20 protein-coding genes and 1 tRNA gene are annotated in these 26,656 nt (G+C 60.1%); 13 read left to right on the forward strand and 8 right to left on the reverse strand.

The window, feature by feature from the left end; all coding sequences use genetic code 11:
• Positions 1-4 precede the first annotated feature (4 nt).
• Together QMK54_RS28395 and QMK54_RS28400 are read left to right on the forward strand one after the other, a co-directional pair.
• Positions 5-81: transfer RNA gene (locus QMK54_RS28395), tRNA-Ile, on the forward strand.
• Between the two features lie 405 nt (positions 82-486).
• Positions 487-795 carry a DUF3077 domain-containing protein gene (locus tag QMK54_RS28400; RefSeq protein WP_320401668.1) on the forward strand — a complete coding sequence of 103 codons (309 nt, stop codon included), beginning with the start codon at positions 487-489 and terminating at the stop codon, positions 793-795.
• Between the two features lie 95 nt (positions 796-890).
• Here the strand turns inward: QMK54_RS28400 and QMK54_RS28405 are convergent, their stop codons facing one another.
• Positions 891-1,523, reverse strand: a complete 633-nt coding sequence (locus QMK54_RS28405; protein WP_320401669.1) for a peptidase M41 — start codon at positions 1,521-1,523, stop codon at positions 891-893.
• Positions 1,524-1,728: 205 nt separating this feature from the next.
• Complete coding sequence (locus QMK54_RS28410) at positions 1,729-4,083, reverse strand: glucose/quinate/shikimate family membrane-bound PQQ-dependent dehydrogenase (RefSeq protein WP_320401670.1); 2,355 nt, start codon at positions 4,081-4,083, stop codon at positions 1,729-1,731.
• Between the two features lie 186 nt (positions 4,084-4,269).
• Here QMK54_RS28410 and QMK54_RS28415 point away from each other — a divergent pair, with 186 nt between their 5' ends.
• From QMK54_RS28415 to QMK54_RS28460, 10 genes are all read left to right on the forward strand, one after another.
• Positions 4,270-4,731 (forward strand): Lrp/AsnC family transcriptional regulator, encoded by a 462-nt coding sequence (locus QMK54_RS28415; RefSeq protein WP_046029956.1) that lies wholly within the window; start codon positions 4,270-4,272, stop codon positions 4,729-4,731.
• A gap of 260 nt (positions 4,732-4,991) precedes the next feature.
• Positions 4,992-6,674, forward strand: coding sequence for a flavin monoamine oxidase family protein (locus QMK54_RS28420; RefSeq protein ID WP_103396636.1), 1,683 nt, complete (start codon positions 4,992-4,994; stop codon positions 6,672-6,674).
• Positions 6,675-6,686: 12 nt separating this feature from the next.
• Positions 6,687-7,481, forward strand: coding sequence for a carbon-nitrogen hydrolase family protein (locus QMK54_RS28425; RefSeq protein ID WP_110660726.1), 795 nt, complete (start codon positions 6,687-6,689; stop codon positions 7,479-7,481).
• A gap of 48 nt (positions 7,482-7,529) precedes the next feature.
• Positions 7,530-9,959: a pyrroloquinoline quinone biosynthesis protein PqqF gene (gene pqqF, locus QMK54_RS28430; RefSeq protein ID WP_320401671.1), complete on the forward strand. Its 2,430-nt coding sequence runs from the start codon at positions 7,530-7,532 to the stop codon at positions 9,957-9,959.
• A gap of 159 nt (positions 9,960-10,118) precedes the next feature.
• On the forward strand, positions 10,119-10,193 hold the full coding sequence (gene pqqA / locus QMK54_RS28435) for a pyrroloquinoline quinone precursor peptide PqqA (protein ID WP_003444522.1): 75 nt from the start codon (positions 10,119-10,121) through the stop codon (positions 10,191-10,193).
• Between the two features lie 81 nt (positions 10,194-10,274).
• A complete protein-coding gene (gene pqqB, locus QMK54_RS28440; protein ID WP_320401672.1) occupies positions 10,275-11,186 on the forward strand; it encodes a pyrroloquinoline quinone biosynthesis protein PqqB in 912 nt (303 codons plus the stop codon).
• Positions 11,187-11,313: 127 nt separating this feature from the next.
• Complete coding sequence (pqqC, locus tag QMK54_RS28445; protein ID WP_007993179.1) at positions 11,314-12,066, forward strand: pyrroloquinoline-quinone synthase PqqC; 753 nt, start codon at positions 11,314-11,316, stop codon at positions 12,064-12,066.
• Positions 12,063-12,338 carry a pyrroloquinoline quinone biosynthesis peptide chaperone PqqD gene (pqqD, locus tag QMK54_RS28450; protein WP_103396641.1) on the forward strand — a complete coding sequence of 92 codons (276 nt, stop codon included), beginning with the start codon at positions 12,063-12,065 and terminating at the stop codon, positions 12,336-12,338. The genes pqqC and pqqD overlap by 4 nt, the downstream gene beginning before the upstream one ends.
• Positions 12,310-13,482 carry a pyrroloquinoline quinone biosynthesis protein PqqE gene (pqqE, locus tag QMK54_RS28455; RefSeq protein ID WP_223589880.1) on the forward strand — a complete coding sequence of 391 codons (1,173 nt, stop codon included), beginning with the start codon at positions 12,310-12,312 and terminating at the stop codon, positions 13,480-13,482. Before pqqD ends, pqqE begins: the two co-directional genes overlap by 29 nt.
• Positions 13,448-15,274, forward strand: coding sequence for a S9 family peptidase (locus QMK54_RS28460; protein ID WP_320401673.1), 1,827 nt, complete (start codon positions 13,448-13,450; stop codon positions 15,272-15,274). Before pqqE ends, QMK54_RS28460 begins: the two co-directional genes overlap by 35 nt.
• 131 nt (positions 15,275-15,405) lie before the next feature.
• On the opposite strand, the gene QMK54_RS28465 is transcribed toward QMK54_RS28460, so the two are convergent.
• Both QMK54_RS28465 and QMK54_RS28470 read right to left on the reverse strand, forming a co-directional pair.
• Positions 15,406-15,564, reverse strand: a complete 159-nt coding sequence (locus QMK54_RS28465; RefSeq protein WP_003228885.1) for a YqaE/Pmp3 family membrane protein — start codon at positions 15,562-15,564, stop codon at positions 15,406-15,408.
• A gap of 179 nt (positions 15,565-15,743) precedes the next feature.
• A complete protein-coding gene (locus tag QMK54_RS28470; protein ID WP_320401674.1) occupies positions 15,744-17,027 on the reverse strand; it encodes an aspartate aminotransferase family protein in 1,284 nt (427 codons plus the stop codon).
• Between the two features lie 169 nt (positions 17,028-17,196).
• Between QMK54_RS28470 and QMK54_RS28475 the strand changes: the two genes are divergently transcribed.
• The gene (locus QMK54_RS28475; protein ID WP_320401675.1) at positions 17,197-18,126 is read left to right on the forward strand and encodes a LysR family transcriptional regulator; all 930 of its coding nucleotides are present in this window, start codon (positions 17,197-17,199) and stop codon (positions 18,124-18,126) included.
• A gap of 226 nt (positions 18,127-18,352) precedes the next feature.
• Here QMK54_RS28475 and QMK54_RS28480 read toward each other — a convergent pair whose 3' ends face one another.
• The 4 genes from QMK54_RS28480 to QMK54_RS28495 form a co-directional block, all read right to left on the reverse strand.
• On the reverse strand, positions 18,353-20,131 hold the full coding sequence (locus tag QMK54_RS28480; protein WP_320401676.1) for an acyl-CoA dehydrogenase C-terminal domain-containing protein: 1,779 nt from the start codon (positions 20,129-20,131) through the stop codon (positions 18,353-18,355).
• A gap of 242 nt (positions 20,132-20,373) precedes the next feature.
• Positions 20,374-22,170 carry an acyl-CoA dehydrogenase C-terminal domain-containing protein gene (locus QMK54_RS28485; protein ID WP_320401677.1) on the reverse strand — a complete coding sequence of 599 codons (1,797 nt, stop codon included), beginning with the start codon at positions 22,168-22,170 and terminating at the stop codon, positions 20,374-20,376.
• An 85-nt stretch (positions 22,171-22,255) separates the two neighbouring features.
• Positions 22,256-23,548 carry a GGDEF domain-containing protein gene (locus QMK54_RS28490; RefSeq protein ID WP_320401678.1) on the reverse strand — a complete coding sequence of 431 codons (1,293 nt, stop codon included), beginning with the start codon at positions 23,546-23,548 and terminating at the stop codon, positions 22,256-22,258.
• A gap of 151 nt (positions 23,549-23,699) precedes the next feature.
• A complete protein-coding gene (locus QMK54_RS28495) occupies positions 23,700-25,850 on the reverse strand; it encodes a cytochrome-c peroxidase (RefSeq protein ID WP_320402950.1) in 2,151 nt (716 codons plus the stop codon).
• Positions 25,851-26,656: the final 806 nt, after the last annotated feature.

The raw sequence follows: 26,656 nt of genomic DNA on the forward strand, positions 1-26,656 counted from the left end.
CTGAGGGCCTATAGCTCAGTTGGTTAGAGCAGAGGACTCATAATCCTTTGGTCCACGGTTCAAGTCCGTGTGGGCCCACCAAACAAGAAAGCCGCGTTTTTACGCGGCTTTTTCGTGTCTGACGTTTAGTTTTGTTTACTTGAGGTCTCGTTTTATCGGATGACGCCTTGGGACCTTGTAGGCAAACTCCGAATCTTGCTGTTGGGCACTTTGCCGCCTTGTTACGCTTTTCTTCGACGGGATAGTCTCCGACCGTCGCTGACCATTCAGCGATCGGGCTTGGAAACCCGTCGAACCGTAACGCAACCGCTCCCCATCACGACTGCAGAAGTCTTAAGACTTTGTTCCCGTGTTATGGCAGCTGTGCGTGGGACGCCTTCGGGCGTGCCGGTTTCCCTGGTTCCCGGTTTTCCAACCTGCGCACAGCCGCCACCCATTCGCTTGGAAACGAATGTGGCGGTTTATCGAACTACAGGGAGCAACAACATGCCTCAATCAAACCCACCGTCAGCATCAGAACTAAAAACCGTCGGCTTCACCCCCTTCCTCTATCTCTCGAACCAACCCCTATTCCACGTCTGCCGCGACGTCCCCATCGCCGACGCTCTGGCCCAAGCCTCCGACCTGCTCTTCCTCGCCAAGTCCCTCACCGTGGACGCCGCCTACGCCCAAGACTCCGACCGTCACGCCTGGGCCGCGCATTACCTGACGACGATGAGCAAAGCGGTTATTGATGATGTAGTGAAGGTGTTGACGCGCAAACCTGCTCAAACGAGAACGCATGCAGATCAATAAAACAAACAGAGCCTGAACATTCCCAAACAGGGACCGAGCGTTCCCTTTTTGGGACTGATTAGAGCCAGATGCTTCGGTTCTTCAGTTCAAACACATCATGAAGGCATGGCCTGCACGACCAGCCGCCGCTCCAGCACCTGCCCCGTCAGCATGCCCTCATACGTATCTGCGGGCCGTCCCCACTGCTCCACGATGACCATGCCGTCCACCAGCGCCACAGCCAATTCGGCAATCGTCTCGGCCTGATCTTCTATGATTTTTTGAGTCCGAAGCCACAGCCGATCTGTCATCGTTTTAAGCTGCACTGCTATGCGCTCACCCGACGTGGGATCGGTATCTGGATGGGTGATGTTGCGTAGCAGATGCTGTAACTCTCTAACTTTCGCGTAATCCTGCTCCGCCCCCTGCTCACCTTTGAGGATGGCCGTGGCTTTCGCTTTATCGACGCGTTTGGCGGCTGAAGGTTTTGAAGGGAGTGTCTGCGCCATTGCGCCAGCCAGAAGGACCATCATCCGGGCTTCCAGATATTCCTTCATGGTGTCCATCGAAGCGATTGGCCGCACCAGGGAAACGGACGCGCCACCTTGATGCCGCAGATCCATCGTCACGGTCAAGGTCACACCACCTGTTTCAAACCCCAGCGTGCGGGCCACTATGTAGTGACCCATTTCGTGATGGGCGATCTGCAAGGCGTGGTCTCGTACAGCGGCAGGCAGTTTTGTCGTCATGTCTTTCGCCTCGCCCCCCTTGATTACCTCAATGCTAGCCGACGTCGCGCAACGGCGTAGTGCTGAGCAATCAAGGCATCAGGCGCCTTCTGTAGGAGCGAGCTCGCTCGCGATGAACTCAAGTACGACGCGTTTACTCAGCGAGCACGCGTAATCGTTGACGTCCATCGCGAGCGAGCTCGCTCCTACAAAGGTTCACCGTGCCTTATTTGGGCAAAGCGTAGGCAATCACATAATCCCCACGATCCGTCGACTGACGCGCACCACCCACCGTCAGCAGAATGTACTGCTTGCCGGTTTTCGGCGACACATAAGTCATCGGCCCGGACTGGCTGCCCACCGGCAAACGCGATTTCCAGATTTCGTTGCCGTTGCCGGTGTCGAAGGCGCGCAGGTAGAAGTCCTGGGTGCCGGCGAAGAACAGCAGGCCGGACTGGGTGGCGAGCGATGCGCCGAGGGTCGGCATGCCGATCGGGATCGGCAGATGCATGCGGATGCCCAGCGGGCCGGTGTCCTGCACGGTGCCGACCGGGACTTGCCACATCAGTTTGTGGGTCTTGAGGTCGATGGCCGACATGGTGCCGAACGGTGGTTTCTGGCACGGAATGCCGCCTGCCGAGAGGAAGCGTTCGCGCATGGCGCCGAACGGAGTGCCTTCCTGCGGTACCACGCCCATTTCGATACCACTGGCCCCGGCTTTGATCTTGTCGCGCGGGATCATGTAGTTGGCCAGGCCCAGGCGCATGTCGTTGACGAACATGTAGTGGGTGTTCGGGTCGACCGAGACGCTGCCCCAGTTCATGCCGCCCAGCGAGCCCGGGAATTGCAGGGCGCGGTCCATGCCCGGCGGGGTGTAGACGCCTTCGTGGCGCATGCCTTTGAACTGGATGCGGCACATCAACTGATCAAACGGTGTGGCGCCCCACATGTCGGATTCGGTCAGGGTCTTGTTGCCGATTGACGGCATGTCCACCGAGAACGGCTGGGTTGGCGAGTAGCGCTCGCCGGGCACCTTGCCTTGCGGCACCGGACGCTCTTCGACGCGGGCGATAGGCACGCCGGTTTCGCGGTTGAGCAGGAAGATCTCGCCCTGCTTGGTGACTTGCGCCAGGGCTGGCTGGATGCCGCCCTTGTCGTCCGGCACATCGTACAGCAGCGGCTGTGCTGGCAGGTCGAAGTCCCACAGGTCGTGGTGGGTGGTCTGGAAATGCCAGCGCACCTGGCCGGTCTTCACATCGATGGCGACGATGGACGAGTTCCACTTGTCGTCGAACTCGGTGCGTTGACCGCCGAAGAAGTCAGGCGTCGCGTTGCCGGTTGGCAGGTAGACCAGACCGAGCTTGGCGTCGTAGGACATGGCCGACCACACGTTCGGCGTACCACGGGTATAAGTCTCACCGGCCGGCGGACGTTTGGTGGTGTTCGGATTACCCGGATCCCACGCCCACACCAGCTCACCACTGCGCACGTCGTAGGCACGCACCACGCCCGGCGGTTCGCCAGTGGAGTAGTTATCCGCCACGCGACCGCCGACGATCACCACGTCACCTGCGACCAATGGAGTCGAGGTTTGCTGGTAGTAACCGGGCTTCACTTCACCCATGTCGGTGGTCAGGTCGACAGTGCCCTTGTTGCCGAACTCTTCGCAGGGCTTGCCGGTGTCGGCATTGATGGCGATCAGGCGTGCATCGCCGGTCGGCAGAAACAGACGTTTCGTACAGGCGGTTGGCTGATTGTCTGCAGCCACTGGGGTTTCGGAATAGCCCAGCCCACGGCAGCGCTGCCAGTTCGGCGCGGTGCCTTGCGGATCGAACTTCCAGCGCTGGGCGCCGGTGTCGGCATCGAGGGCGAAGACTTTGCCGTAGGCGGTGCAGGTGTAGACCGTGTCACCGATTTGCAGCGGGGTGTTCTGGTCTTCGGCGCCAGCGCCGGTGCTTTGCGGGATGTCGCCGGTGCGGAAGGTCCAGGCCACCTGCAACTTGTCGATATTGCCCTTGTTGATCTGGTCCAGCGCGGCAAAGCGGTTGCCGGCGGTGGTGTTGCCCCAGTGGGCCCAGTCTTTCTGTTCGGTGCCCGGAGTGACCGGCGTTACCGCAGGTACAGTGGTGTTTTTGACCACGTGGGTCGGCACGAACATGTAGGCCATCGTCGCAACGACGCCCACGCCCAGAATACCGGCCAAACCGTAAGCACCACGGCCGCCGGTCGCGCCCGAAGCGCGGACCAGGGTCGGGTAGATCAGCGCTACAACCAGACCGATCACGGCGAAAGTCAGTACCCGAGAGACCAGCGGCCAGTATTCGAGGCCGGCATCCCAAACGGCCCAGATCGCCGTGAGGACCAACGCCACACCATACAACCAGGCGCCGAGCGGCTTACGCCGGGCAATCATCAACCCGGACACCAGCATGGCCAGGCCCATCAACAGGAAGTACCCACTACCGCCGAGCGCGATCAGATAACCGCCGCCACCGGCCAGGCCGAGCCCGATCAGTGCAATCAGCACACCCAGCCCCGCCAGCAACCATTTGCTGCCGGCGGCAGCCCCAGAATTGTTCATGTCGGAAGTTTTCCCCATTTGTGACAAGGGCGGAATAATGTACTACCTAGTTACTTATGGCAATTTGTCGCAGGCAGAAATGTCATGAACGGTACTGAGGCTAGATCAAATATCCGCCGCGAGCGCTGCGCCGGATGTGCCTGTAACATGCTTGGCCATTGATCCGTACCGTTGGAGACAGCCCCTTTGCCTGACATTCGCCCACCCGTTCTCGACGAAATCGACCGCCAGTTGATCGCGGCCCTGCAGATCAACGCCCGCGAGAGTGTGGCTATGTTGGCCCGGCAATTGGGCATCGCCCGCACCACGGTCACCTCGCGCCTGGCGCGGCTGGAAAAGGCCAAGGTGATCACCGGCTACGGCGTGCGCCTTGGGCAGCGGGTGGTGGATGGCGGGTTGCAGGCGTATGTGGGGATTACCGTGCAACCGCGTTCCGGCAAGGAGGTGTTGCGACGCCTGAGCGCGATGGCGCAGGTGCAGCAGTTGTGTGCGGTGAGTGGCGAATTTGATTATGTGGCGTGGTTGCGCACCGATTCGCCGGAGCAGCTGGATCAGTTGCTGGATCAGATTGGCAGTGTGGATGGGGTAGAGAAGACTACGACGTCGATCATCTTGAGTAGCAAGATTGATCGGGGGCAGCCGGTTTGAACGCTATCCAATGTGGGAGCGGGCTTGTTCGCGAATGCGTCGTGTCAGTCGATTCTACTTGCGACTGATACACCGCTTTCGCGAGCAAGCCCGCTCCCACAGTGCTCAGTGTGTATTTATAGATCGTCACATTGATCAATCCAATAGCAAAACGACGACACTTTGCGTCTTATTAACGTGCTCTGTGCTCTCTAGAATGGCTGGCATCTTTTCCTATACTCAGATGCACATTCCGCGTCGGGTCGCCAGCAAGGTCAGCCATGAACAAGAACAATCGCCATCCTGCAGACGGTAAGAAACCAGTCACCATTTTCGGTCCGGACTTTCCTTTTGCCTTCGACGACTGGATCGAACACCCGGCTGGCCTGGGCAGCATTCCAGAGCACAATCACGGTGCCGAAGTGGCGATTGTCGGCGGCGGCATCGCCGGGCTGGTGGCTGCTTACGAACTGATGAAACTGGGTCTGAAACCGGTCGTCTACGAAGCCTCGAAAATGGGCGGCCGCTTGCGCTCCCAGGCGTTCAATGGTGCCGAAGGCATCGTTGCCGAACTGGGCGGGATGCGCTTTCCGGTGTCGTCCACTGCGTTCTATCACTATGTCGACAAGCTCGGCCTGGAAACCAAACCCTTCCCCAACCCGCTGACGCCTGCGTCGGGCAGTACGGTGATCGACCTCGAAGGTCAGACCCATTACGCACAGAAGTTGTCGGACCTTCCTGCACTGTTCCAGGAAGTGGCTGACGCCTGGGCCGATGCCCTGGAGGCCGGCTCGCAGTTCTCGGATATCCAGCAAGCCATTCGCGACCGCGACGTGCCACGCCTCAAAGAGCTGTGGAACACCCTGGTACCGCTGTGGGACGACCGCACTTTCTACGACTTCGTCGCCACCTCCAAGGCGTTCGCCAAGCTGTCGTTCCATCACCGCGAAGTGTTCGGGCAGGTCGGTTTCGGCACCGGCGGCTGGGATTCGGACTTCCCGAACTCGATGCTGGAAATCTTCCGCGTCGTCATGACCAACTGCGACGATCACCAGCACCTGGTGGTCGGCGGCGTGGAACAGGTTCCGCAGGGCATCTGGCGCCACGTGCCGGAGCGTTGCGCACACTGGCCGGCCGGCACCAGCCTCAGCTCGCTGCACAACGGCGCACCGCGCACCGGCGTGAAGAAAATTGCCCACGCACCGGGCGGCCGTTTCGCCGTCACCGACAACTGGGGCGACACCCGCGAATACGCAGCCGTGCTGACCACCTGCCAGAGTTGGCTGCTCACCACTCAAATCGAATGCGACGAAAGCCTGTTTTCGCAAAAGATGTGGATGGCTTTGGACCGCACCCGCTACATGCAGTCGTCGAAGACTTTCGTGATGGTCGACCGCCCGTTCTGGAAGGACAAGGATCCGGAAACCGGCCGCGATCTGATGAGCATGACCCTCACCGACCGCCTGACCCGTGGCACTTATCTGTTCGACAACGGCGACGACAAGCCAGGGGTGATTTGCCTGTCGTACTCGTGGATGAGCGACGCGCTGAAAATGCTGCCGCAGCCGGTGGAAAAACGCGTGAAGCTGGCATTGGATGCGTTGAAGAAGATCTACCCGAAAGTCGACATCGCCGCGCGCATCATCGGTGACCCGATCACCGTTTCGTGGGAAGCCGACCCGCATTTCCTCGGCGCGTTCAAAGGCGCCCTGCCCGGCCACTACCGCTACAACCAGCGCATGTACGCGCACTTCATGCAGGACGACATGCCGGCCGAACAGCGCGGGATCTTCATCGCCGGTGACGACGTTTCGTGGACGCCGGCCTGGGTCGAGGGCGCGGTGCAGACATCGCTCAACGCGGTATGGGGCATCATGAAACACTTCGGCGGTGCAACTCACGCCGAGAATCCGGGTCCAGGAGATGTATTCAACGAGATCGGACCGATCGCCCTGCCCGAGTAAGAGGAATCCGAAATGCGCGTAGCCCTTTACCAATGCCCACCGCTGCCTCTGGATGTCGCTGGCAACCTGCAACGCTTGCACCAGCTTGCGCTGGAGGCAAAAGGTGCCGACCTGCTGGTGCTGCCGGAAATGTTCCTGACCGGCTACAACATCGGTGTCGATGCCGTCAGTGTGCTGGCTGAGGTGCATAACGGTGAGTCGGCGCAGCAGATCGCGCGCATTGCCAAGGCGGCCGGGATCGCCATTTTGTATGGCTATCCCGAGCGCACCGCCGACGGGCAGATCTACAACGCCGTGCAGTTGATCGACGCCAGTGGCGAGCGTGTGTGCAACTACCGCAAGACTCACTTGTTCGGCGACCTCGATCACTCGATGTTCAGCGCAGGTTCCGATGAGTTTCCTATCGTTGAGCTCAATGGCTGGAAGCTCGGTTTCCTGATCTGCTACGACCTGGAATTTCCGGAAAACGCCCGGCGCCTGGCCCTGGCCGGTGCCGAGCTGATCCTGGTGCCGACCGCGAACATGATTCCGTTCGATTTCGTCGCCGATGTCACCGTGCGCTCCCGCGCCTTCGAAAACCAATGCTATGTGGCCTACGCCAACTATTGCGGCCACGAAGGCGACATCCACTATTGCGGCCAGAGCAGCATCGCCGCGCCGGATGGCAGCCGCATCGCCCAGGCAGGACTTGATGAAGCATTGATTGTCGGTGAGTTGGATCGTCAATTGATGGTCGACTCCCGCGCCGCCAATCGCTACCTGATCGATCGTCGTCCCGAGCTTTACGGCGACCTGAGCAAGCGCTGACGCACTCTAATCCGCTAGCATGGGCACTTCACTGTTCTGGAAGTGCCCATGCCCGCGCTGAATCACCCTCGCCCCCACACTGAAACCCTGGCCAATGGCTTGCGGGTGACGCTGCGTCATGCCCCTGATTTGAAGCGCTGCGCAGCCGCGTTGCGGGTCGCCGCGGGCAGCCATGATGTGCCGCTGGCGTGGCCTGGCCTGGCGCATTTTCTTGAGCATCTGCTGTTTCTCGGTACCGTGCGTTTTCCTGCGGGACAAGGGCTGATGGCCTACGTCCAGAGTCATGGCGGGCAAGTGAATGCGCGGACCAGCGAACGCACCACGGATTACTTTTTCGAACTGTCACCCCAGGCGTTTGCCGGTGGGCTGGAGCGTCTGTCAGACATGCTCGCCCATCCACGTATGAATCCCGACGATCAGCAGCGAGAACGGGAAGTGTTGCAGGCGGAGTTTGTCGCGTGGTCACAAGATCCAGCGGCGCAACAACAGCGGGCATTGTTCGATGGGCTTTCTGAGGCTCATCCGCTGCGAGGTTTCCACGCGGGCAATCGCGATAGCCTGCCGGTGCCGCAACCCGAATTTCAGCAGGCATTGCAGGATTTTTATCAGCGGTTCTATCGGACAGGGCAGATGACCTTGAGCCTGGCCGGTCCGCAAAGTGTCGATGAATTGAGAGCGATGGCCGAGGCATTTGGCCAAGCCCTTGCCCAAGGTGAAACCACCCCACAACAATCCCCCGCGCCGCTGATGACGAGCTCAGACTCAAGTTATCAACAGGCTGGCGAACAACGACTGGATCTGCTGTTTGCCCTCGAGGCCCTGCCCGAATCTTCCACCGAAGCACTGCTGTTCCTGTGTCACTCGCTGAACTCCGAGAAGCCGGGTGGTTTGCTGGCGGATTTGCGTGAGCGTGGATTGGCGGAACAGCTCAAGGCCGAGTCGCTGTATCAATTCGCCGGGCAAGCCTTGCTGCACGTCGAGTTCACCTTGCCCGCCAACTCCGTCGCAACCGGGATTCGCGAGCGGCTGATGGATTGGCTGGGCTTCTTCGCCCGGCAAGACTGGAGCCCGCTGCGCGAAGAGTACGTCGCCCTGCTCCAGCGCCAGCAGCAAGTCAGCAGCGCCTTGCAACTGGTCCGACTGGACAGCGAGCAACACGAAGTCGGGTTGTCCGGGCAAGGCGTTACAGCCCTCAAGCAAATCCTCAAACAAATCGGCGCTGTGGATAACTTCAGCGGGCCATGGCAATTGCCCGCACCCAACCCGTTCCTGCGTACCGAAGCACCGGCGCCCAACGCCGGATTGATTCGCGGCCAGACCAGCGCCCATCGTGGTTTGCGCACTTTTGCCCAGGACCGTTCGCGCAGCCGTCGTGAACGGTCGCCGATGCAATTCAGCCAGGCATGGCCGGACAACAGCGCCGAAGGCGCAATTTATCTGCGCTGGCGCCTGGACTCGGCTCCCGGCAGCAGCCTCCAGTCACGGCTGGAAAGTAGCTTGCAGCCGTTGCGCGAAGACGCGCGGCAGGCCGGTGTGGATTTGTCCTTCAGTGCGTCGGGCAACGAATGGCTGCTCAAACTAAATGGGCTACAGGAGCCGATGTCCGCCGTCCTCGAGCATGTGCTGAAAGAACTGACAAAACCCGATGCCGCTGTCTCACAAACCGCATCGACCAGCGTTGCGTTGATACCGATTCGACAACTGCTCAAAACATTGCCCGATCACTGCCACGGGCACACCGCGAACTCGGATGACGTGCAGCAACTCTGGTCGAGTGCACGCTGGGATGGGCTGGCCATCGGGTTATCGGCTCAGACTCAAGCGGCCATGGGCCTGGCCTTGAGCCGCATACCCGGCACGCCGGACAATCAACCGACGCCGCCCTCTTCGATCCTTGCACAGCATCTGTGGAGCACTGTCGATACCACTTCCAGCGAGCACGCGTTGCTGCTGTTCTGTCCGACAGCCACTCAGGAAATGGCCGACGAAGCCGCGTGGCGGTTGCTCGCGCATGTCTGCCAGACGCCGTTCTACCAACGCCTGCGGGTGGAGTTGCAACTCGGCTATGCGGTGTTCAGCGCCCTGCGGCAAATCCACGGGCAAACCGGGTTGCTGTTCGGCGTGCAATCGCCAAGCGTTGCACCTGTGGAGCTGCTGCAACACATCGAGCAATTCCTGGATTCATTGCCGGAGCTGATCCACTCGCTCGACGACAGCACCTTCAACGCTCAACGCCAGGCCCTGGCGGATCAGTTTTCCAGCGCTGCGCTTACCACGGGGCAAGCGGCCGAATTGCTCTGGCAGGGCAAGCTGGCCGGCCGTTCGTCGGATTATCTGATGCACTTGCCCGAGGCCATTGTGCGCATTGACCAGACCGCTCTACTGGCTGCGGCCCAACGCCTGAATCAGGCCGAAGGTGGCCGGCGGTGCCTTGCCAACAGCGCTGTACCCGACGCGCCATGGCAAGCGGCAAAATGATCATTACCGGGGCTGTAAGGAGCTTTCTCAAAGTTTCACGGGCAATCTCTTTGAAATTTTGAGTAACATAGCAACCTAACTATCTGGAACCTCTTTGACTTTGAGGTGGCCTATACCTATAGATAGCGCTGTCCTACCCCAACCGAAGGAGTTCAATTTATGGCCTGGACCAAACCTGCCTACACCGACCTGCGTATCGGCTTTGAAGTCACCATGTACTTCGCCAGCCGCTAATCTCTGCCTTGGCAGATGTGCAGCACAACGCCTCGGTTATCCGAGGCGTTTTATTTTCAGCGTTGAAATGATGGAGCGCCCATGTTCGTCCAGATTCTAGGTTCCGCCGCCGGCGGCGGATTCCCCCAGTGGAATTGCAACTGCGTGAACTGCGCAGGCTTTCGCGACGGGAGCCTGCGGGCCACGGCTCGGACACAATCGTCCATCGCAATTTCCGATGACGGCGTGAACTGGGTGCTGTGCAACACCTCCCCGGACATCCGCGCGCAACTCCAGAGCTTCGCCCCGATGCAGCCGGGTCGCGCCCTGCGCGATACCGGGATCGGTGCGATCATCCTGATGGACAGCCAGATCGACCACACCACCGGCCTGCTCATGCTGCGCGAAGGTTGCCCTCATCAGGTCTGGTGTACCGACATGGTCCACGAGGATCTGAGCAGTGGCTTCCCACTGTTCACCATGCTGACGCACTGGAATGGCGGGCTGAACTGGAACCGCATCGAACTCGATCAAAGCTTCAGCGTCCCGGCTTGCCCGAACCTGCGCTTCACTCCGCTGCCACTGCGCAGCGCCGCGCCGCCCTACTCGCCGCACCGTTTCGACCCGCATCCGGGCGACAACATCGGCCTGATCGTTGAAGACCTGAACACCGGTGGCAAACTGTTTTACGCACCGGGACTTGGCAAAGTCGATGCGCCGCTGCTTGAGATCATGGCCGACAGCGATTGCCTGTTGGTCGATGGCACCTTGTGGGATGACGACGAAATGCAGCGTCGCGGGGTCGGCACCCGCACCGGTCGGGAGATGGGCCACCTGGCGCAGAACGGGCCCGGCGGCATGCTCGAAGTGCTTGAGCAATTGCCCAACCAGCGCAAAGTACTTATCCACATCAACAACACCAACCCGATTCTCGATGAGGATTCACCACAGCGCGCGGAGCTGGATCGGCGCCAGGTTGAAGTGGCTTATGACGGCATGAGTATTGTGTTGTAGCTGAGAGCCCCTTCGCGGGCAAGCCCGCTCCCACAGTTGACCGTATTCCCCTGTGGGAGCGGGCTTGCCCGCGAAGACGTCCGACCAGACACCAAAGATTTCAACGGTTGTTCCCCGGAGAACCGCAATGACCGACACCCCGATGTCCCCCGCCGAATTCGAAGCGGCCTTGCGCGCCAAGGGCGCCTACTACCACATCCATCATCCGTACCACGTGGCGATGTACGAAGGCCGGGCCACCCGCGAACAGATCCAGGGCTGGGTCGCCAACCGCTTCTACTATCAGGTGAACATTCCCCTGAAGGACGCGGCAATCCTCGCTAATTGCCCTGACCGCGAGATCCGCCGCGAGTGGATTCAACGCCTGCTCGACCACGACGGCGCACCGGGTGAAGACGGCGGCATCGAAGCCTGGCTGCGTCTGGGCCAGGCCGTCGGCCTCGACCCGGATCAACTGCGCTCCCAGGAACTGGTACTGCCCGGCGTGCGTTTCGCCGTCGACGCCTACGTCAATTTCGCCCGCCGCGCCAGTTGGCAGGAAGCCGCGAGCAGCTCGCTGACCGAACTGTTCGCCCCGCAGATCCACCAATCGCGCCTGGACAGCTGGCCCCAGCACTACCCGTGGATCGACCCCGCCGGCTACGAGTATTTCCGCACCCGCCTGGGCCAGGCACGGCGTGATGTCGAGCACGGTCTGGCGATCACGCTGCAGCACTACACTACCCGTGAAGGCCAGGAACGCATGCTGGAAATTCTCCAGTTCAAACTGGACATTCTTTGGAGCATGCTCGATGCCATGAGCATGGCCTACGAACTGAAACGCCCGCCGTATCACAGCGTGACCGGGGAACGGGTCTGGCACAAAGGAATCACCTTATGAGTTTCGATCGCAGCAAGACCCCGACCTGGCGCACCGGCTACCGTTTCCAGTACGAACCGGCGCAGAAAGGCCATGTGCTGCTGTACCCCGAAGGCATGATCAAGCTCAACGAAAGTGCCGCGCTGATCGGCGGTTTGATCGACGGTGAACGGGATGTCGCGGCGATCATCAACGAGCTCGACCAACAATTCCCCGGCGTGCCCGAGCTCGGTGACGACATCGAGCAATTCATGGAGGTTGCCCGTGCACAGCACTGGATCGAACTTGCCTGATTCATCAAGGCAAGTGCCGCCCACACCTGAAGTCGGCTTGCCGCTGTGGCTGCTGGCCGAGCTGACCTATCGTTGCCCGCTGCAATGCCCGTACTGCTCAAATCCGCTGGATTTCGCCGAACAAGGCAAGGAGCTGAGCACCGAACAGTGGATCAAGGTGTTCCGTGAAGCGCGGGAAATGGGCGCGGCGCAACTGGGCTTTTCCGGTGGCGAACCGCTGGTGCGCCAGGATCTTGCAGAGTTGATTCGCGAAGCCCGCCAGCTGGGTTTCTACACCAACCTGATCACCTCCGGCATCGGCCTGACCGAGCAGAAAATCAGCGACTTCAAGAAGGCCGGCCTCGATCACATCCAAATCAGTTTCCAGGCCAGCGACGAGCAGGTGAACAACCTGCTGGCTGGTTCGAAAAAGGCCTTCGCGCAGAAACTGGAAATGGCCCGAGCGGTGAAGGCCCACGGCTATCCGATGGTGCTGAACTTCGTGACCCATCGGCACAATATCGACCAGATCGACCGCATCATCGAGCTGTGCATCGCCCTGGAGGCGGACTTCGTCGAACTCGCCACCTGCCAGTTCTACGGCTGGGCGCAACTCAATCGCGTTGGGCTATTGCCGACCAAAGAGCAACTGGTGCGCGCCGAACGCATCACCAACGAATACCGCGCCAAACTCGAAGCCGAAGGGCATCCGTGCAAGCTGATTTTTGTCACCCCGGACTATTACGAAGAACGCCCGAAAGCCTGCATGAATGGCTGGGGCAGTATTTTTCTGACGGTCACGCCAGACGGAACCGCCCTGCCCTGTCACGGTGCCCGACAGATGCCGGTGCAGTTTCCCAACGTGCGCGACCACAGCATGCAGCACATCTGGTACGACTCGTTCGGCTTCAACCGCTTTCGCGGTTATGACTGGATGCCCGAGCCGTGCCGCTCCTGTGACGAGAAAGAAAAAGACTTCGGCGGCTGCCGCTGCCAGGCGTTCATGCTCACGGGTGACGCCAGCAACGCCGACCCGGTGTGCAGCAAGTCGCCACAACACGGCGTGATCCTCAAGGCTCGCGAAGAAGCCGAACACGCGACCCAGACCATCGACCAACTGGCCTTTCGCAATGAACGAAACTCACGCCTCATCGCCAAAAGCTGAACCTTTCAGTGCTGCCAAAGCCGTCGCTGCCGGTATCGATTTTGCCGAACTGCAGGCCGGTCGGTTGGGCCTGTTCTGGAACGAGTACCGCCCCGAAGACGCGGCATGCCGGATCTGGCACTGGCGTGACGGCGCAGCGAAATGCCTGACGCCACCGGGGTTCAGCGTGCGCAGCCGGGTGTACGAATATGGCGGTGGCGCATTTTGTCTGACGGACGACAGTATCGTTTTCGTCAACGAGGCCGACCAGCAACTGTATCGGCAATCACTGCAAGGCGAAGCGCCGGAAAAGCTGACATCCGGTGCGTGCCGTTATGGCGATCTGCAGTTCGCCAACGGGCAGGTGCTGGCGGTCGAGGAGCATCGCAATCAACACCGACTGGTGGCAATCGACCTGTTCGATGGCGCACGTCACCTGCTGGTCGAAGGGGCTGATTTCTACGCGGCGCCGACGCTCAGTCCTGATGCCCGGCGCCTGGCCTGGATCGAATGGAGTCGCCCGGATCAACCATGGACAGCGACCCGTTTGATGGTTGCCGAACGCCTCGCCAATGGCAGGTTTGCCGAAGCTCGTTGTGTGGCGGGCGACGGCGCTCAAGAGTCTGTGCAACAACCGCGGTTCGATGCCGACGGTCGCTTGTATTGCCTGACGGATCGCGCCGGTTACTGGCAGCCATGGAAAGCTACTGAAAAAGGGCTGGGTCCATTGCCAAGTGCCAGCGCCGACCATGGCCCCGCGCCCTGGCAACTGGGCGGCAGCACTTGGTTGCCCCTGGGCGACGAGCGTTTTCTGGCCAGTTGGACCGAAGGCGGGTTTGGCCGATTGGGCATAGGCGGTGATTCCAGCGCCGACTTCACCGGCGACTACAGCCGCTTCCGCCATCTCGCCGTGGATGAGCAGTTCATCTATTGCATCGCCGCGTCGCCCATCAGTTCAACCGCCGTCATCGCCATCGACCGCCAGAGCCGGCAAGTGCAAGTGCTGGCCGGCGGTATTGCACCGCTTGCTCCCGAACAGATCAGCCGCCCGCAAACCTTGCGCTACCCCAGTGGCTCAGGCGAAGCACATGGCTTTTTCTACCCGGCGATGACCGGCGCGGCGAAACCGCCATTGGTGGTGTTCGTCCATGGCGGCCCGACCTCGGCGTGCTACCCGATGCTCGACCCGCGTATCCAGTACTGGGCACAGCGGGGCTTCGCCGTGGCCGACCTTAACTATCGCGGCAGCAGCGGTTATGGCCGGGCCTATCGTCAGGCACTGCACTTGAGTTGGGGGGATGTGGATGTCGAAGACGCTTGCGCGGTGGTCAGCCATCTCGCCGAGCGTGGCTTGATCGATGGCGACAACGCGTTCATTCGCGGCGGCAGTGCCGGCGGCTACACCACCCTTTGCGCGTTGGCCTTTCACAACGTGTTCCGCGCCGGCGCCAGCCTGTATGGGGTCAGCGACCCGGTGGCGCTGGGCCGCGCGACCCACAAATTCGAAAGCGACTATCTGGACTGGCTGATCGGCGATCCGTTGCTGGATGTCGAACGCTATGCCTCACGCACGCCACTTTTGCATGCGGGAAATATCCGCGTGCCAATGATCTTCTTTCAAGGAGAACTGGATGCCGTGGTCGTCCCTCAACAGACCCGCGACATGGTCGAGGCCCTGCAGGACAACGGCATCCTGGTCGAAGCGCATTACTATGCGGACGAACGCCATGGCTTTCGCAAGGCCGGTAACCAGGCCCATGCGCTGGAGCAGGAGTGGTTGTTTTATCGGCGGGTGATGGATTCAGTGGACTGAAGCCTGCGTTCATTGCCGAAACGGTGCCGCCCCATTCGCGAGCAAGCCCGCTCCCACAGGTTCTGCGGCGTGCACAAACCCTGTGGGAGCGGGCTTGCTCGCGATAGCAATCTATCTAGCGCCACAAAAACTCAGCGCTTGGCGATGATGTACACAGCATGCACGATCCCCGGAATGTACCCGCACAACGTCAGCAGGATATTCAGCCAGAACGCCCCACCGAATCCTACTTGCAGAAACACACCCAGCGGCGGCAAAAGAATGGCGATGATGATGCGAATAAAGTCCATGGGGCAGCTCCTGATTGGGGTGGGCTCATGCAAGCCCTACAGCTAATCGACCCGTGCCGTTTGTCAGGGTTCAGTCCCTCTTCTCCCGAGCCAAAAAAACGCCCCACGCCAAAAGTGTCGGGCGTGAGGCGTGCGTTTTACCGCGAGACGGTTCTGGAAATTGTGTGAGGCGCCTCGGATCAGACGGCAATCCCTTTGCGGCACTGCAATTGCGCGGTGCGTACTCGGGAGAAGGCGCGCGCCAGGCGCAGGAGCATTTCGTCGATGTTGGCGTTGCTGACATTCAGCGCCGGGGTAAAGCGCAGGCAGTCGGGTTGCGCGGCATTGAGCAACAAGCCTTCGTACAGCGCGGCCTTGACCACCGCGTCAGCGGAATCGTCCGACAGCGTCAGCCCCCAAAGCAGCCCTTGTCCGCGCAACTCGCCGTGACCGTAACGATGCGCCAAACGCCCAAGGCCTTCGCGCATGTGCTGGCCGGTTTCCGCGATGTGGTTGAGCAAACCCTTGTCCTGCAAACTCTCTAGCACCGCAAGACCCGCTGCGGTCATCAGGGCATTGCCATGGTGGGTACCGGCCATCTCGCCGGGTTCGAAACAGCAGGCCCTGCCCCGCGCCAGCAATGCCGCCAGTGGCACGCCGCCGCCCAGGCCTTTGCCAAGCACGACGATATCGGCCCTTACGCCGTAGGACTGTTCCGCGAGCAAAGTGCCGCAACGACCAACACCGGTTTGCACTTCGTCGAAGATCAGCAAAATGCCGAGCTCACGGCACAAGCGCTCGACACCCTTGAGGTAATGCGCGGTGGCCGGGATCACGCCGGCTTCGCTCTGGATCGGTTCGAGCATAATCGCCACGGTCCGCTCATCCACGGCCGCATGCAATGCCGGCAGATCATTGAACGGGACATGACTGAAGCCCGGCAGTTGCGGCTCGAATCGGTTGGCCAGTGTCGAACTGTCCGACGCCGAAATCGTCGCCAGACTACGGCCATGACAAGCGTTGTTGGCGACAATGATTCGCGACGCGCCAGCGCGATGCTGTTGACCCCATTTGCGCGCCAGTTTGATCGCCGCTTCACAGGCTTCGCTGCCCGTGTTGAGCAGGTACGCCTGATCACTACCGGTGCTGGCACACAGATGTTCGGCGAGGCTGAGCATGCCGCGGTTGTGCAGGCCGAAACCCGGGTTGATCAGCGATTGAGCCTGGGCAGTGATTGCATTGACCAGTACCGAAGGGCTGTGACCAAGGCTGTTGGCCCCGCCACCCTGGGAAAAATCCAGATACGCACGATCCTCGCTGTCCCACAGCCATGAACCCTGGCCACGCACAAACACTTGTTTCGGCCGCTCGACACTGGGCATCAAGTACTCGCAGGAAAGGTTATCGCCTTGGGATGGCAGGGAGGCGTCCATGACCAGATCATCGAGGCTGGGGGGACTGCGGCGCAGACTGAACAGATTCATCTGGAAAAACCTCTTTTGAGGTTTTCTGCCTTACCTATGTAAACACCATCGAAACAAACGGTATTCATCGCGCTCTGTGGCCCTGTAAGCCTTGTGAATGCAGTTAGACTAGGCTCAGACGAGGCGTTGAGCCATTTCGATTTCCCAGCATTTTCGATAACTAACACTTATGGATTTCAAGCAACTGCGTTATTTCGTCGCGGTCTACGAAGAAGGCCACGTGGGCCGGGCTGCCGAGCGTCTGTCCATCTCCCAGCCAGCGTTGTCCCAGCAGATCCGCCACCTAGAACAAAACCTCGATGTGAGCCTGTTCGAGCGCAGCAGCAAACGCCTGTTGCCGACCCTCGCGGCCCACACGCTATACAACCATGCCCTGCCTTTGCTCGATGGCCTGCAACGGGCACGGGAGGCGCTCGGCAACTTCAAGGGCCAGGCGCTGCGCACCCTGGCCATTGGTGTATTGCAGACCGTGCACACCAGCCTGGTGCCGCAGATGCTCGAGCGGGTACGCAAGGCGCAGCCGCATCTGGTGGTGCAGATCTATGAACTGACCGGCCTGGAAATCGAGCGGCGACTGCTCAACGGGTCTCTGGACATTGGCATCGGCTACCTGCCGCCGCGCCAGCCAGGTTTGCATGGCGTGATGCTGTACGAAGATGAGCTGACCCTGGTCATCCCGGCGGAGCATCCGCTGCGAGAATTCAAGAAAGTCTCCATGAGCCAGGCCGCCGAACTGCCGATGTTGCTGCTGGGCGAGGAATTCCAGATCAGGCAGATCTGGCAGAGCCAACTGGCGAACCTCGGGCGACGTCCACAGGTGCAAGCCGAACTGAACAACATGGCCGGCATCCTCGACAGCCTGCCGCACACGCGCCTGGCGACGGTTCTGCCCGGTCGCTCACAAAAGACCCATGGCAACCACGAACTGTTGTGGAAACCCCTGAGCGAGCCGCGAGTGCTGCTCAAAGTCGGTTTGGTTTGTCGGGATGTACAAAGGCAGCAGGCCTCGCTGGCTTTGTTGCGGACATTACTGGAAGACGTGATAAATGGCCCGGATGGACGCTTGAACAGCGCGCAGGCTCTGGATGGACATAGCTAAAACTTTTCTTCGGGCAAAAGAAAACCCCGCCGAAGCGGGGCTTTGCAGACTGTTTCCCTGACATCCATTTCACTCCGCCGTCCTGGCAGAATCCTACGTGTCCCTGTTGTTGCTTTGCGCTTCCTGCGCTACGTCCATGTGAAGTAGATTAGCTGTGGATCCAATCTGCTTCTATGGGAGAACAGCAGCACGTCATGTAAGAGAATGCTTACAAAACGTTACTTCATCAGAATTGCCCGGCATCCAGCAGGAACAACGACTCGCTGCCGGCCTTCACCGATGCGCTCAACGAGTGAATGCGCGGCAACAGGCGGGCGAAATAGAAGCGCGCCGTGCCCAGTTTGCTGGCATAGAAATCGTCCTGCGCTTCCTTGCCGAAAGCCACCTTGGCCATCAGGGCCCACATGTAGGCGTAAGCCACGTAGCCGAACGCTTGCAGGTACTCGACCGACGCCGCGCCGATCTCGTTCGGATTGCTCTTCGCGCGGTCAAGCAACCAGGCTGTCAGCTCGTCGAGAGTGGTCACGGCGTCGTTCAGCGGCTTGGTGAATTCAGCCAGATCGGCACTGGCGGTCGCCGTGAAGTGACGAATCTCGTCGGCGAACAGGTTGTAGAACGCCCCGCCGCTGCCGACGATCTTGCGCCCGACCAGGTCCAGCGCCTGAATGCCGTTGGTGCCTTCATAGATCTGGGTGATGCGAACGTCGCGCACCAGTTGCTCCTGGCCCCACTCACGGATGTAACCGTGGCCGCCGAATACCTGCTGGCCGTGCACGGTGGTTTCCAGGCCGAGGTCGGTGAGGAACGCCTTGGCCACCGGGGTCAGCAAGGCCACCAGGTCTTCCGCACGCTTGCGGGTGGCGGCGTCTTCGCTGAACTTGGCGGTGTCCAGTTGCATCGCCACGTAGGTGGAGAACGCACGGCCACCTTCGTTCGAGGCTTTCATGGTCAGCAGCATGCGACGCACGTCCGGGTGGACGATGATCGGGTCAGCCACTTTGTCCTTGTTCTGCGCGCCGGTTGGCGAACGGCTTTGCAGACGGTCACGGGCGTATTCCACGGCATTCTGGTACGAGCGCTCGCCAGTGGCCAGGCCCTGGATACCGACGCCCAGACGCTCGTAGTTCATCATGGTGAACATGGCCGCCAGGCCTTTGTTCGGCTCGCCGACCAGGTAACCCACGGCTTCATCGAAGTTCATCACGCAGGTTGCGGACGCCTGGATGCCCATCTTATGTTCGATCGAGCCACAGTTTGCCGGGTTGCGCGCGCCCAGGCTGCCATCGGCATTGACCATGAACTTCGGCACCAGGAACAGCGAGATGCCCTTTGGCCCCGCCGGTGCATCCGGCAGCTTGGCCAGCACCAGGTGAATGATGTTTTCGGTCAGGTCGTGTTCGCCACCGGTGATGAAGATCTTGGTGCCGCTGACCTTGTAGGAACCGTCGGCCTGAGGCTCGGCCTTGGTGCGAATGATCCCCAGGTCCGTACCGGCGTGTGGCTCGGTCAGGCACATGGAACCGGCCCAGATGCCGGCATACATGTTCGGCAGGTACGCGGCTTTCAGCGCTTCGCTGGCGTGGGCGTTGATCGACAGGCAAGCGCCGGCGGTCAGCATCGGGTACAGGCCGAACGACAGGCTGGCGGAGTTGACCATTTCTTCGACCTGGGCCGAAACGGCTTTGGGCATCCCCATGCCGCCGTAGGCAGGATCGCCACCGACACCGACCCAACCACCTTCAGCGTAGGTCTGATAGGCCTGCGGGAAACCTGCCGGCGTGGTGACGGCACCGTCCGCCCAATGGCAACCTTCTTCGTCAGCGGCACGGCTCAGCGGTGCGATGCTTTTGCTGGTGACTTTGCCGGCTTCTTCCAGGATGGCTTCGACCGTTTCCGCATCGACGGTCTCGGCCAGCGCTGGCAGCTCGGCCCAGAGTTTGGCGACCTCGAAAACTTCATTGAGGACGAAGCGCATATCGCGCAGGGGCGCTTTGTAGTCAGCCATGGCAAACCTCGCAAGATCTATACAGGTGATTCACAGGAAGAGTATTTTCGTTGGGTCGGAGTGTACCTCAACAACTTTTGTGACACATAGGGTCAGCTCATGACCGTTTTGTTATTTTTAGTCATTTGATTGTGTAGGAGCGAGCTTGCTCGCGAAAAACCCAAAGACGCCGCGGGCATCTGGATTTACGCGTTTTCGTTGACGACCATCGCGAGCAGAGTTCGCTCCTACAGAGGGCGATGTCAGAGCGCAAACATCTCCGCCGGCAGTTGCATCAGGCAATCACTACCCGCTTCGATGGCCGCCCGATGAGCGGCGGTGCGCGGTAGCAAGCGCTTGAAGTAAAACTCGCTGGTCGCCAGTTTGCCCCGGCAGAAATCACCATCGCCGCTGCCAGCATCGAGCTGCGCCTGTGCCACCAGCGCCATGCGCAACCACAGGTAGCCGAGGACGATGTAGCCGCTGTACATCAAGTAATCCACCGACGCGGCGCCAACTTCGTCCGGGTTTTTCATCGCTGCCATACCGACCTTGGTGGTCAACTCACCCCACTGTTGATTCAGTTGATTGAGCTGCGCCACATACCCGGCCAGTTGCGGATGTTCGGCGTTCGCCGCGCAGAACTTGTGGACGATTCTGGTGAACCCGCGCAGCAGCTTGCCCTGGCTGCCGAGTACCTTGCGCCCAAGCAAGTCCAGCGCCTGAATGCCGTTGGTGCCCTCATAGATCGGCGCGATCCGGCAGTCACGTACCAGCTGCTCCATCCCCCATTCGCGAATGAACCCGTGGCCGCCAAACACCTGCATGCCGTGGTTGGTCACCTCCAGCCCGGTGTCGGTCATGAAGGCTTTGCAGATCGGCGTGAGGAACGCCAGCAAGTCTTCGGCCTCCTGGCGCGCCGTTTCGTCCGGGCTCAGGTGTGCAATGTCGAGTAACTGCGCGGTGAAGTAGGTCAGTGCGCGATTGCCTTCGTTGAAGGCTTTCATGGTCAGCAACATCCGCCGCACGTCAGGGTGCACGATGATCGGATCGGCGGCTTTTTCCGGCGCTTTCGGTCCGGTCAGCGCACGCATCTGCAAACGGTCATTGGCGTATTTGATCGCGCCTTGGAAGCTCGCCTCGCCCAGACACAGCCCTTGCATGCCCGTGCCCAGCCGCGCGTGGTTCATCATGGTGAACATGCAGTTCAGGCCTTTGTTCGGCTCGCCGATCAAAAAGCCTTTGGCCTCGTCGAAGTTCAGCACGCAGGTGGCCGAGGCCTTGATGCCCATTTTGTGTTCGATCGAGCCGCAGGACACTCCATTGCGCTCGCCCGCCTCGCCCGTCGCATCGGGCAGGAACTTGGGCACGATGAACAGCGAAATGCCCTTGGTCCCGGCTGGTGCGTCCGGCAATTTGGCCAGCACCAGGTGAATGATGTTGGCGCTCATGTCGTGCTCGCCGGCAGAGATGAAGATCTTGCTGCCGGAAATCGCATAGCTGCCATCGGCAGCCGGTACGGCGCGGGTCTTGATGATGCCAAGGTCGGTGCCGCAATGGGCTTCGGTCAGGCACATGGTGCCGGTCCATTGGCCAGCGGTGAGCTTCTTCAAATAGGTGTGCTTTTGCTCCTCGGTGCCGTGGGCGTGGATCGCCGACATCGCACCGTGTGTCAGGCCGGGGTACATGCCCCAGGAGGTGTTGCTGGAACCGACCATCTCGCTGATGACCAGACCGAGAGAGATTGGCAAGCCTTGACCGCCGTAAGCCGGATCCGCCGCCAGACCATGCCAGCCACCTTCCACGTATTGTGCGAAGGCCTGCTTGAAGCCCGCGGGCGTGGTGACCACGCCATTGTCGAAATGGCAGCCTTCTTCATCGCCACTGCGGTTGAGCGGCGACAGCACGTTTTCGCAGAACTTCGCCCCTTCTTCAAGGATCGCATTGACCATGTCCGGGCTGGCATCGGTGGCCCCCAGTGCGGCGTAGTTAGCGTGAAAGTCGAAGACGTGGTCAATCAGAAAGCGCATGTCGCGCAAGGGAGCTTTGTACTCGGGCATGGTCATTCTCCGTCGGCAGATTTCTTCAACCTACTGCCGCCGACCCTGCCTCACAATCACTTTGCGCTCGCTGAATGCGCCATCATCACTCAACCGTAGCGGCGTCCATGCGCACGGCGCCACGTCGGTTCTGCCCGAACGCCACCACGCAGTTGCGCCCGGCGCCCTTGGCGCTGTAGAGCGCCTGGTCGGCGGACTTGAGCACCACTTCGGGGGTGCGTTGATCGATCCGTTCGGCCACGCCGATACTGACCGTCACCGACACGCTCGACACACCGGAACCGGCACGCCGCTGGCGTCCCTGACTATCGTCCTGCGGTCGGTTTTCCTGATTGCGCAGCTGAATGTTGTAAGTGGCGATGGACTCGCGGATGACTTCCAGGTGCGGCATGCACTCTTCCAGGGTCTTGCCTGCAAACACCAGGGCAAATTCCTCGCCGCCATAGCGATACGCCTTACCGCCACCGCCGATTTTCGACAGTTTGCTGGCCACCAGCCGCAGCACCTGGTCGCCGACGTCGTGGCCGTGGGTGTCGTTGAATTTCTTGAAGTGGTCGACGTCGCTCATGGCCAACACGTAGTTGCGCCCAAGCCGTTGCATGCGCTCGTTCAGCGCACGACGGCCCGGCAGCCCGGTCAGTTCGTCGCGGAAGGCCATTTGATAGGCTTCGTGGGCAACGGCGGCGGCGATCATCAACATCACCTGGCTGCACATGATGTTCAGCGTGAACGGCAGGATGAAGGTTTTCGGCAACATCCAGAACAACCCGAGCAGTCCCACCAATTGCGCGGCATGCAGCGGTCGCGGGTTGCGCCAGTATTGCCAGGCCAGCAGCAAAAACGCCGCAATGAATACCGGATAGGACAACTGGATCAGGCTCATCCAGGCGCCATGCAAGGCGGGCCAGCGAATCTCCGACAGCCAGATCAGCAGCGCGTGCGGATAGCTTTGCTCAAGCCCCAGCGCCACGCTGCCGACCGCCAGCAATACCGCGAAACGCGCCACCATGTCCTGGAACAGATGAGTGCGTTCCTGCCACGCCGCGAACACACCAAACAGCAGCGGCAGCAGCAGGCAACACAAATGAAAGACCACGGCGGCATCTTCACGCACCTTGCCGTTGTCGCGGTAGTAGTCAGTCTGGGTGTCGAGCAGGAAGTAGGCGATGTACACCGTGACCATCAGAAACAGTTCACGCTGACGTCGGTACACCGCGCAATAGGCGCCACCGAGCAATAACACCAGGGTCGGCAGCACGTTGAACAGCGAGGTGAAGAAGACGTTCAGATCCTTGATGTATGCAGCCGCAAGCCCCGCCAGCAACAGCAGTAAAGACGGCAGGAAATGACTGAAACGCACAGCGGAAGAACGCAACAAGGGTAAAGCTCCGACCCGTCAGACCAATAGATGGCAATGTGCCCACTACTGTAACGGCAGAAACCCCGATTTGCTGAGTGAAATACTGAGGTATTTGAAAAAGGGCGCCACTGGCGGCCATCAGCCGCCAGTGGCGCAAGGGGAAATCCTCTTACAGATCGTTGTTGAACGGTAGCAGCGGCCCCTCCAGACGTGTGCGACCCTCCGCACCGACCGGTCTGAGCTGGATGTCGGCGTCCTGCGCCTGCCGGGTAGTGATCTTCGGACTGGCCGGTTTTTGCCCGACCGAGTTTTCATCACCCTTTTCGCCCTGTGGCAGTACCAGCGAAGGATGGTCAAACGGCGCCCGCTCCCACGCCACTCGCGGATCGGTGAGCCCGACCTCCATGAACTTGACCAGCGCATCCACTTCATCCGGGGTCAGGTTCAGCTGGGTCATGTCCGGATCAAGATTGGAGCCGTTGTGCTGATTGACCGCCGGGTGCTCGAAGCCACTGGTGTTGCTGGCATCTTCGCCACGCCGGTCGCCGCCGCGGTTGTAGAACTCCATCACCTGTTGCAGCGTTGCGCGACTACCGTTGTGGAAGTACGGCCCGGTCAACGCGATGTTGCGCAAGGTCGGCGTCTTGAAGGCGCCATCGACCGAGTCGCGGAAACCGACTTTGGGCTTGAGCGTCGCATCACAAGGGATGGCCGGGCTCAAGGGCACTTCGAAGGTGCACACATCAACTTCCAGCGGGTCAGGGATCTGGCCGCCCTGGAGCAAGGTGTTGTACTCGCGAGTGAAAGACAGCGGATTGCCCCAGGCATCCGTACCGCCGAGTGCCAGGTCTTCCGAGGTCGGGCGCACCCCGGTGTTGTAGAAGCCGTTGTCATAGAGCGTGGTCAGGTTGTCGGCCATGACCATCCGCTCGATACGCTCACGCGGGTGGAAGAGCAGGCGGCTGCCGGCGTTGGTCAACTCCGCGCCACCGTGGCAACTGATGCATTTGCCCTTGCCCAGGAACAGGTTCATGCCCTGGACCTGCTGCCCATTCATGGCGGTGTGATCGCCCTGTAAGTAGGCATCCAGCGGCGCCTGGTCCGAGATCAGCGTGGACTCATACAACTGAATCGCCAACCCGAAGAACAGCGGGAAGTTCGCCTCCATCTGGGTGTATGGCGCGCCGCCCAGCGAGACCTGCTGCGTGGCATTCCACAGGCGCGGCTGGAACGCGTTCTTGATCAGTTCACGGTAAGTCGGCCGACGGGCACCGGAAACCGGCCCGAGTACCGAATCGCTGGACGAGATCCGTTGCTGCTTGAGCATCAAGGTGTCAAGCATGCGTCGGCCGATATCAGCGAAGGTACGCCCGCCGCAGGACATTTCCACCGGGCTGCCGGGAGGCCCTACCGCTTGCGAGGCGGCGGAGGCATCCTTGAGCGCCAGCCTGACCTTGGTCGCCACGCCACTGCGATCGCTGGTCACGAAAATCCCCGCGTCAGGGTCGCGATTGCCGAACGGTGAGAAACCGTTGAAGACGTTATTGGCCCGGCCATCCCAGAAGTTGCGCACGTTGAACGCGGCGTTGATCACCGTCGGTGCGTTGCGCCCGGTGCTGCGGCGAACGTTGATGCCGCCCACCTGGAAGATGCCGTCCGGTTGCTGGACGCACTTGTCGAAACGCGCCTGATGGGGCTTGACGAAGTTGGCGTCGAACACGCCTTGCGAACCGATCACATCGTCAGTCGAGAAGAGAATGGCCGAATTGCGATCCAGCGGATTGGCCAGCACATGGGTTGGGAAATCGCTTTTCTTCAGCTGGTAGTTCGGACCGCCCTTGCCTCCGGATTTGGTGGTGTAGGTCGGTACATCGCCCGGAATGTCGGAGGCGGTGAACGGTTTGTTGAAGATCGACGAGACGTTCGCGTTGGTGTTCGCCTGGCCCGGGTTGATCTGGTTGGTGGTGCGGTGATCGGCACCCGCGTGGAAGTGGCAGGACGCACAAGCGGTAGAACCGTCACTGCCGATCTCCATGTCCCAGAACAGTGCCTTGCCCAGCAGCACTGCCGCCGGGCGATTGAGCACGTAGTCGGTCATCAGGTCGACTTTGCGCCCGCCTTCGGTTCCCGAAGGGTCGGGCGGCAGCAGCCCACGTAGCGATTGCAGAGTGGGCACGTCGGGTACGGACGGTACGGCCGGTTCGACCACTACCGGGTCAGCGGCCCAGGCACTCGCGACCGGTAGACCGATGACAAGCAGAGCGCCCGCCATCGCACAGGTAAAACGGGGGATTCGAAAGAGGCTCAAGTACTTGACCATCATGACACTCTCGATTCAGTAGGGAGTCGCCAGACTCCGTAATTATCCTGTTGGAAGATGAACTCATCGCCGAAACTTTGCTGCTTGCACGAATAGTTACCCCTACTCGAAATCGCTCGGGCAAGGCGAAGCTTGGCTGGAAAAGTACACTCTTGGCTCAGGCTTGATTAAGACATTGCTCTGTCGCACCGACGGGTGCGCTTAACTACACTCTAGCTGTAACAAAACATTTCAACAGCAAAAAAACAATAATTTTTTATCCAGGCCAGCACAATTAAAAACTGTGTTTGCAAACACACCTGACAACACAAAAAACTAAGACTAAAGACTGACCTCACATTTGGTGAACTTTCCCCCAATACTGGGTAACGCCCCCAAAGCCTTGCATATACCGGCTCACACAAGAATCTTAAGCCCATGTTTTTAAAGAAAAATATATGAACAGATTAATGCTTGAGAGTTTGGCAGAGCAATTGCTTACTCATACTTCGCCGGGGCTAACCGCACTTACAATAATCGCCTGCAAGCCCAGACAACCAATAGGAGTCAACCATCACAAAACACAACTACTCCGCTTGTGCGCAAGTTGCACTGCGCGAGCTATGGATTTTATTTGATATCAACACAAAACCACACGACCAATACTTCGATACATTTTCTTGCGATGTCTTTTCGCCCAGAGTAGATATAGAAAACATTTCTCATTCAGTACTTATGACAGAACGCACCGCGCAAATATCTGAACTTCACTTCGCACACTCCCGAACTTGGGTATGTATCCCCCCCTATGTTGGTGGATATTAATT

It is taken from the genome of Pseudomonas sp. P5_109, assembly GCF_034009455.1.
In the GTDB taxonomy this organism is placed as follows: Bacteria; Pseudomonadota; Gammaproteobacteria; order Pseudomonadales; family Pseudomonadaceae; genus Aquipseudomonas.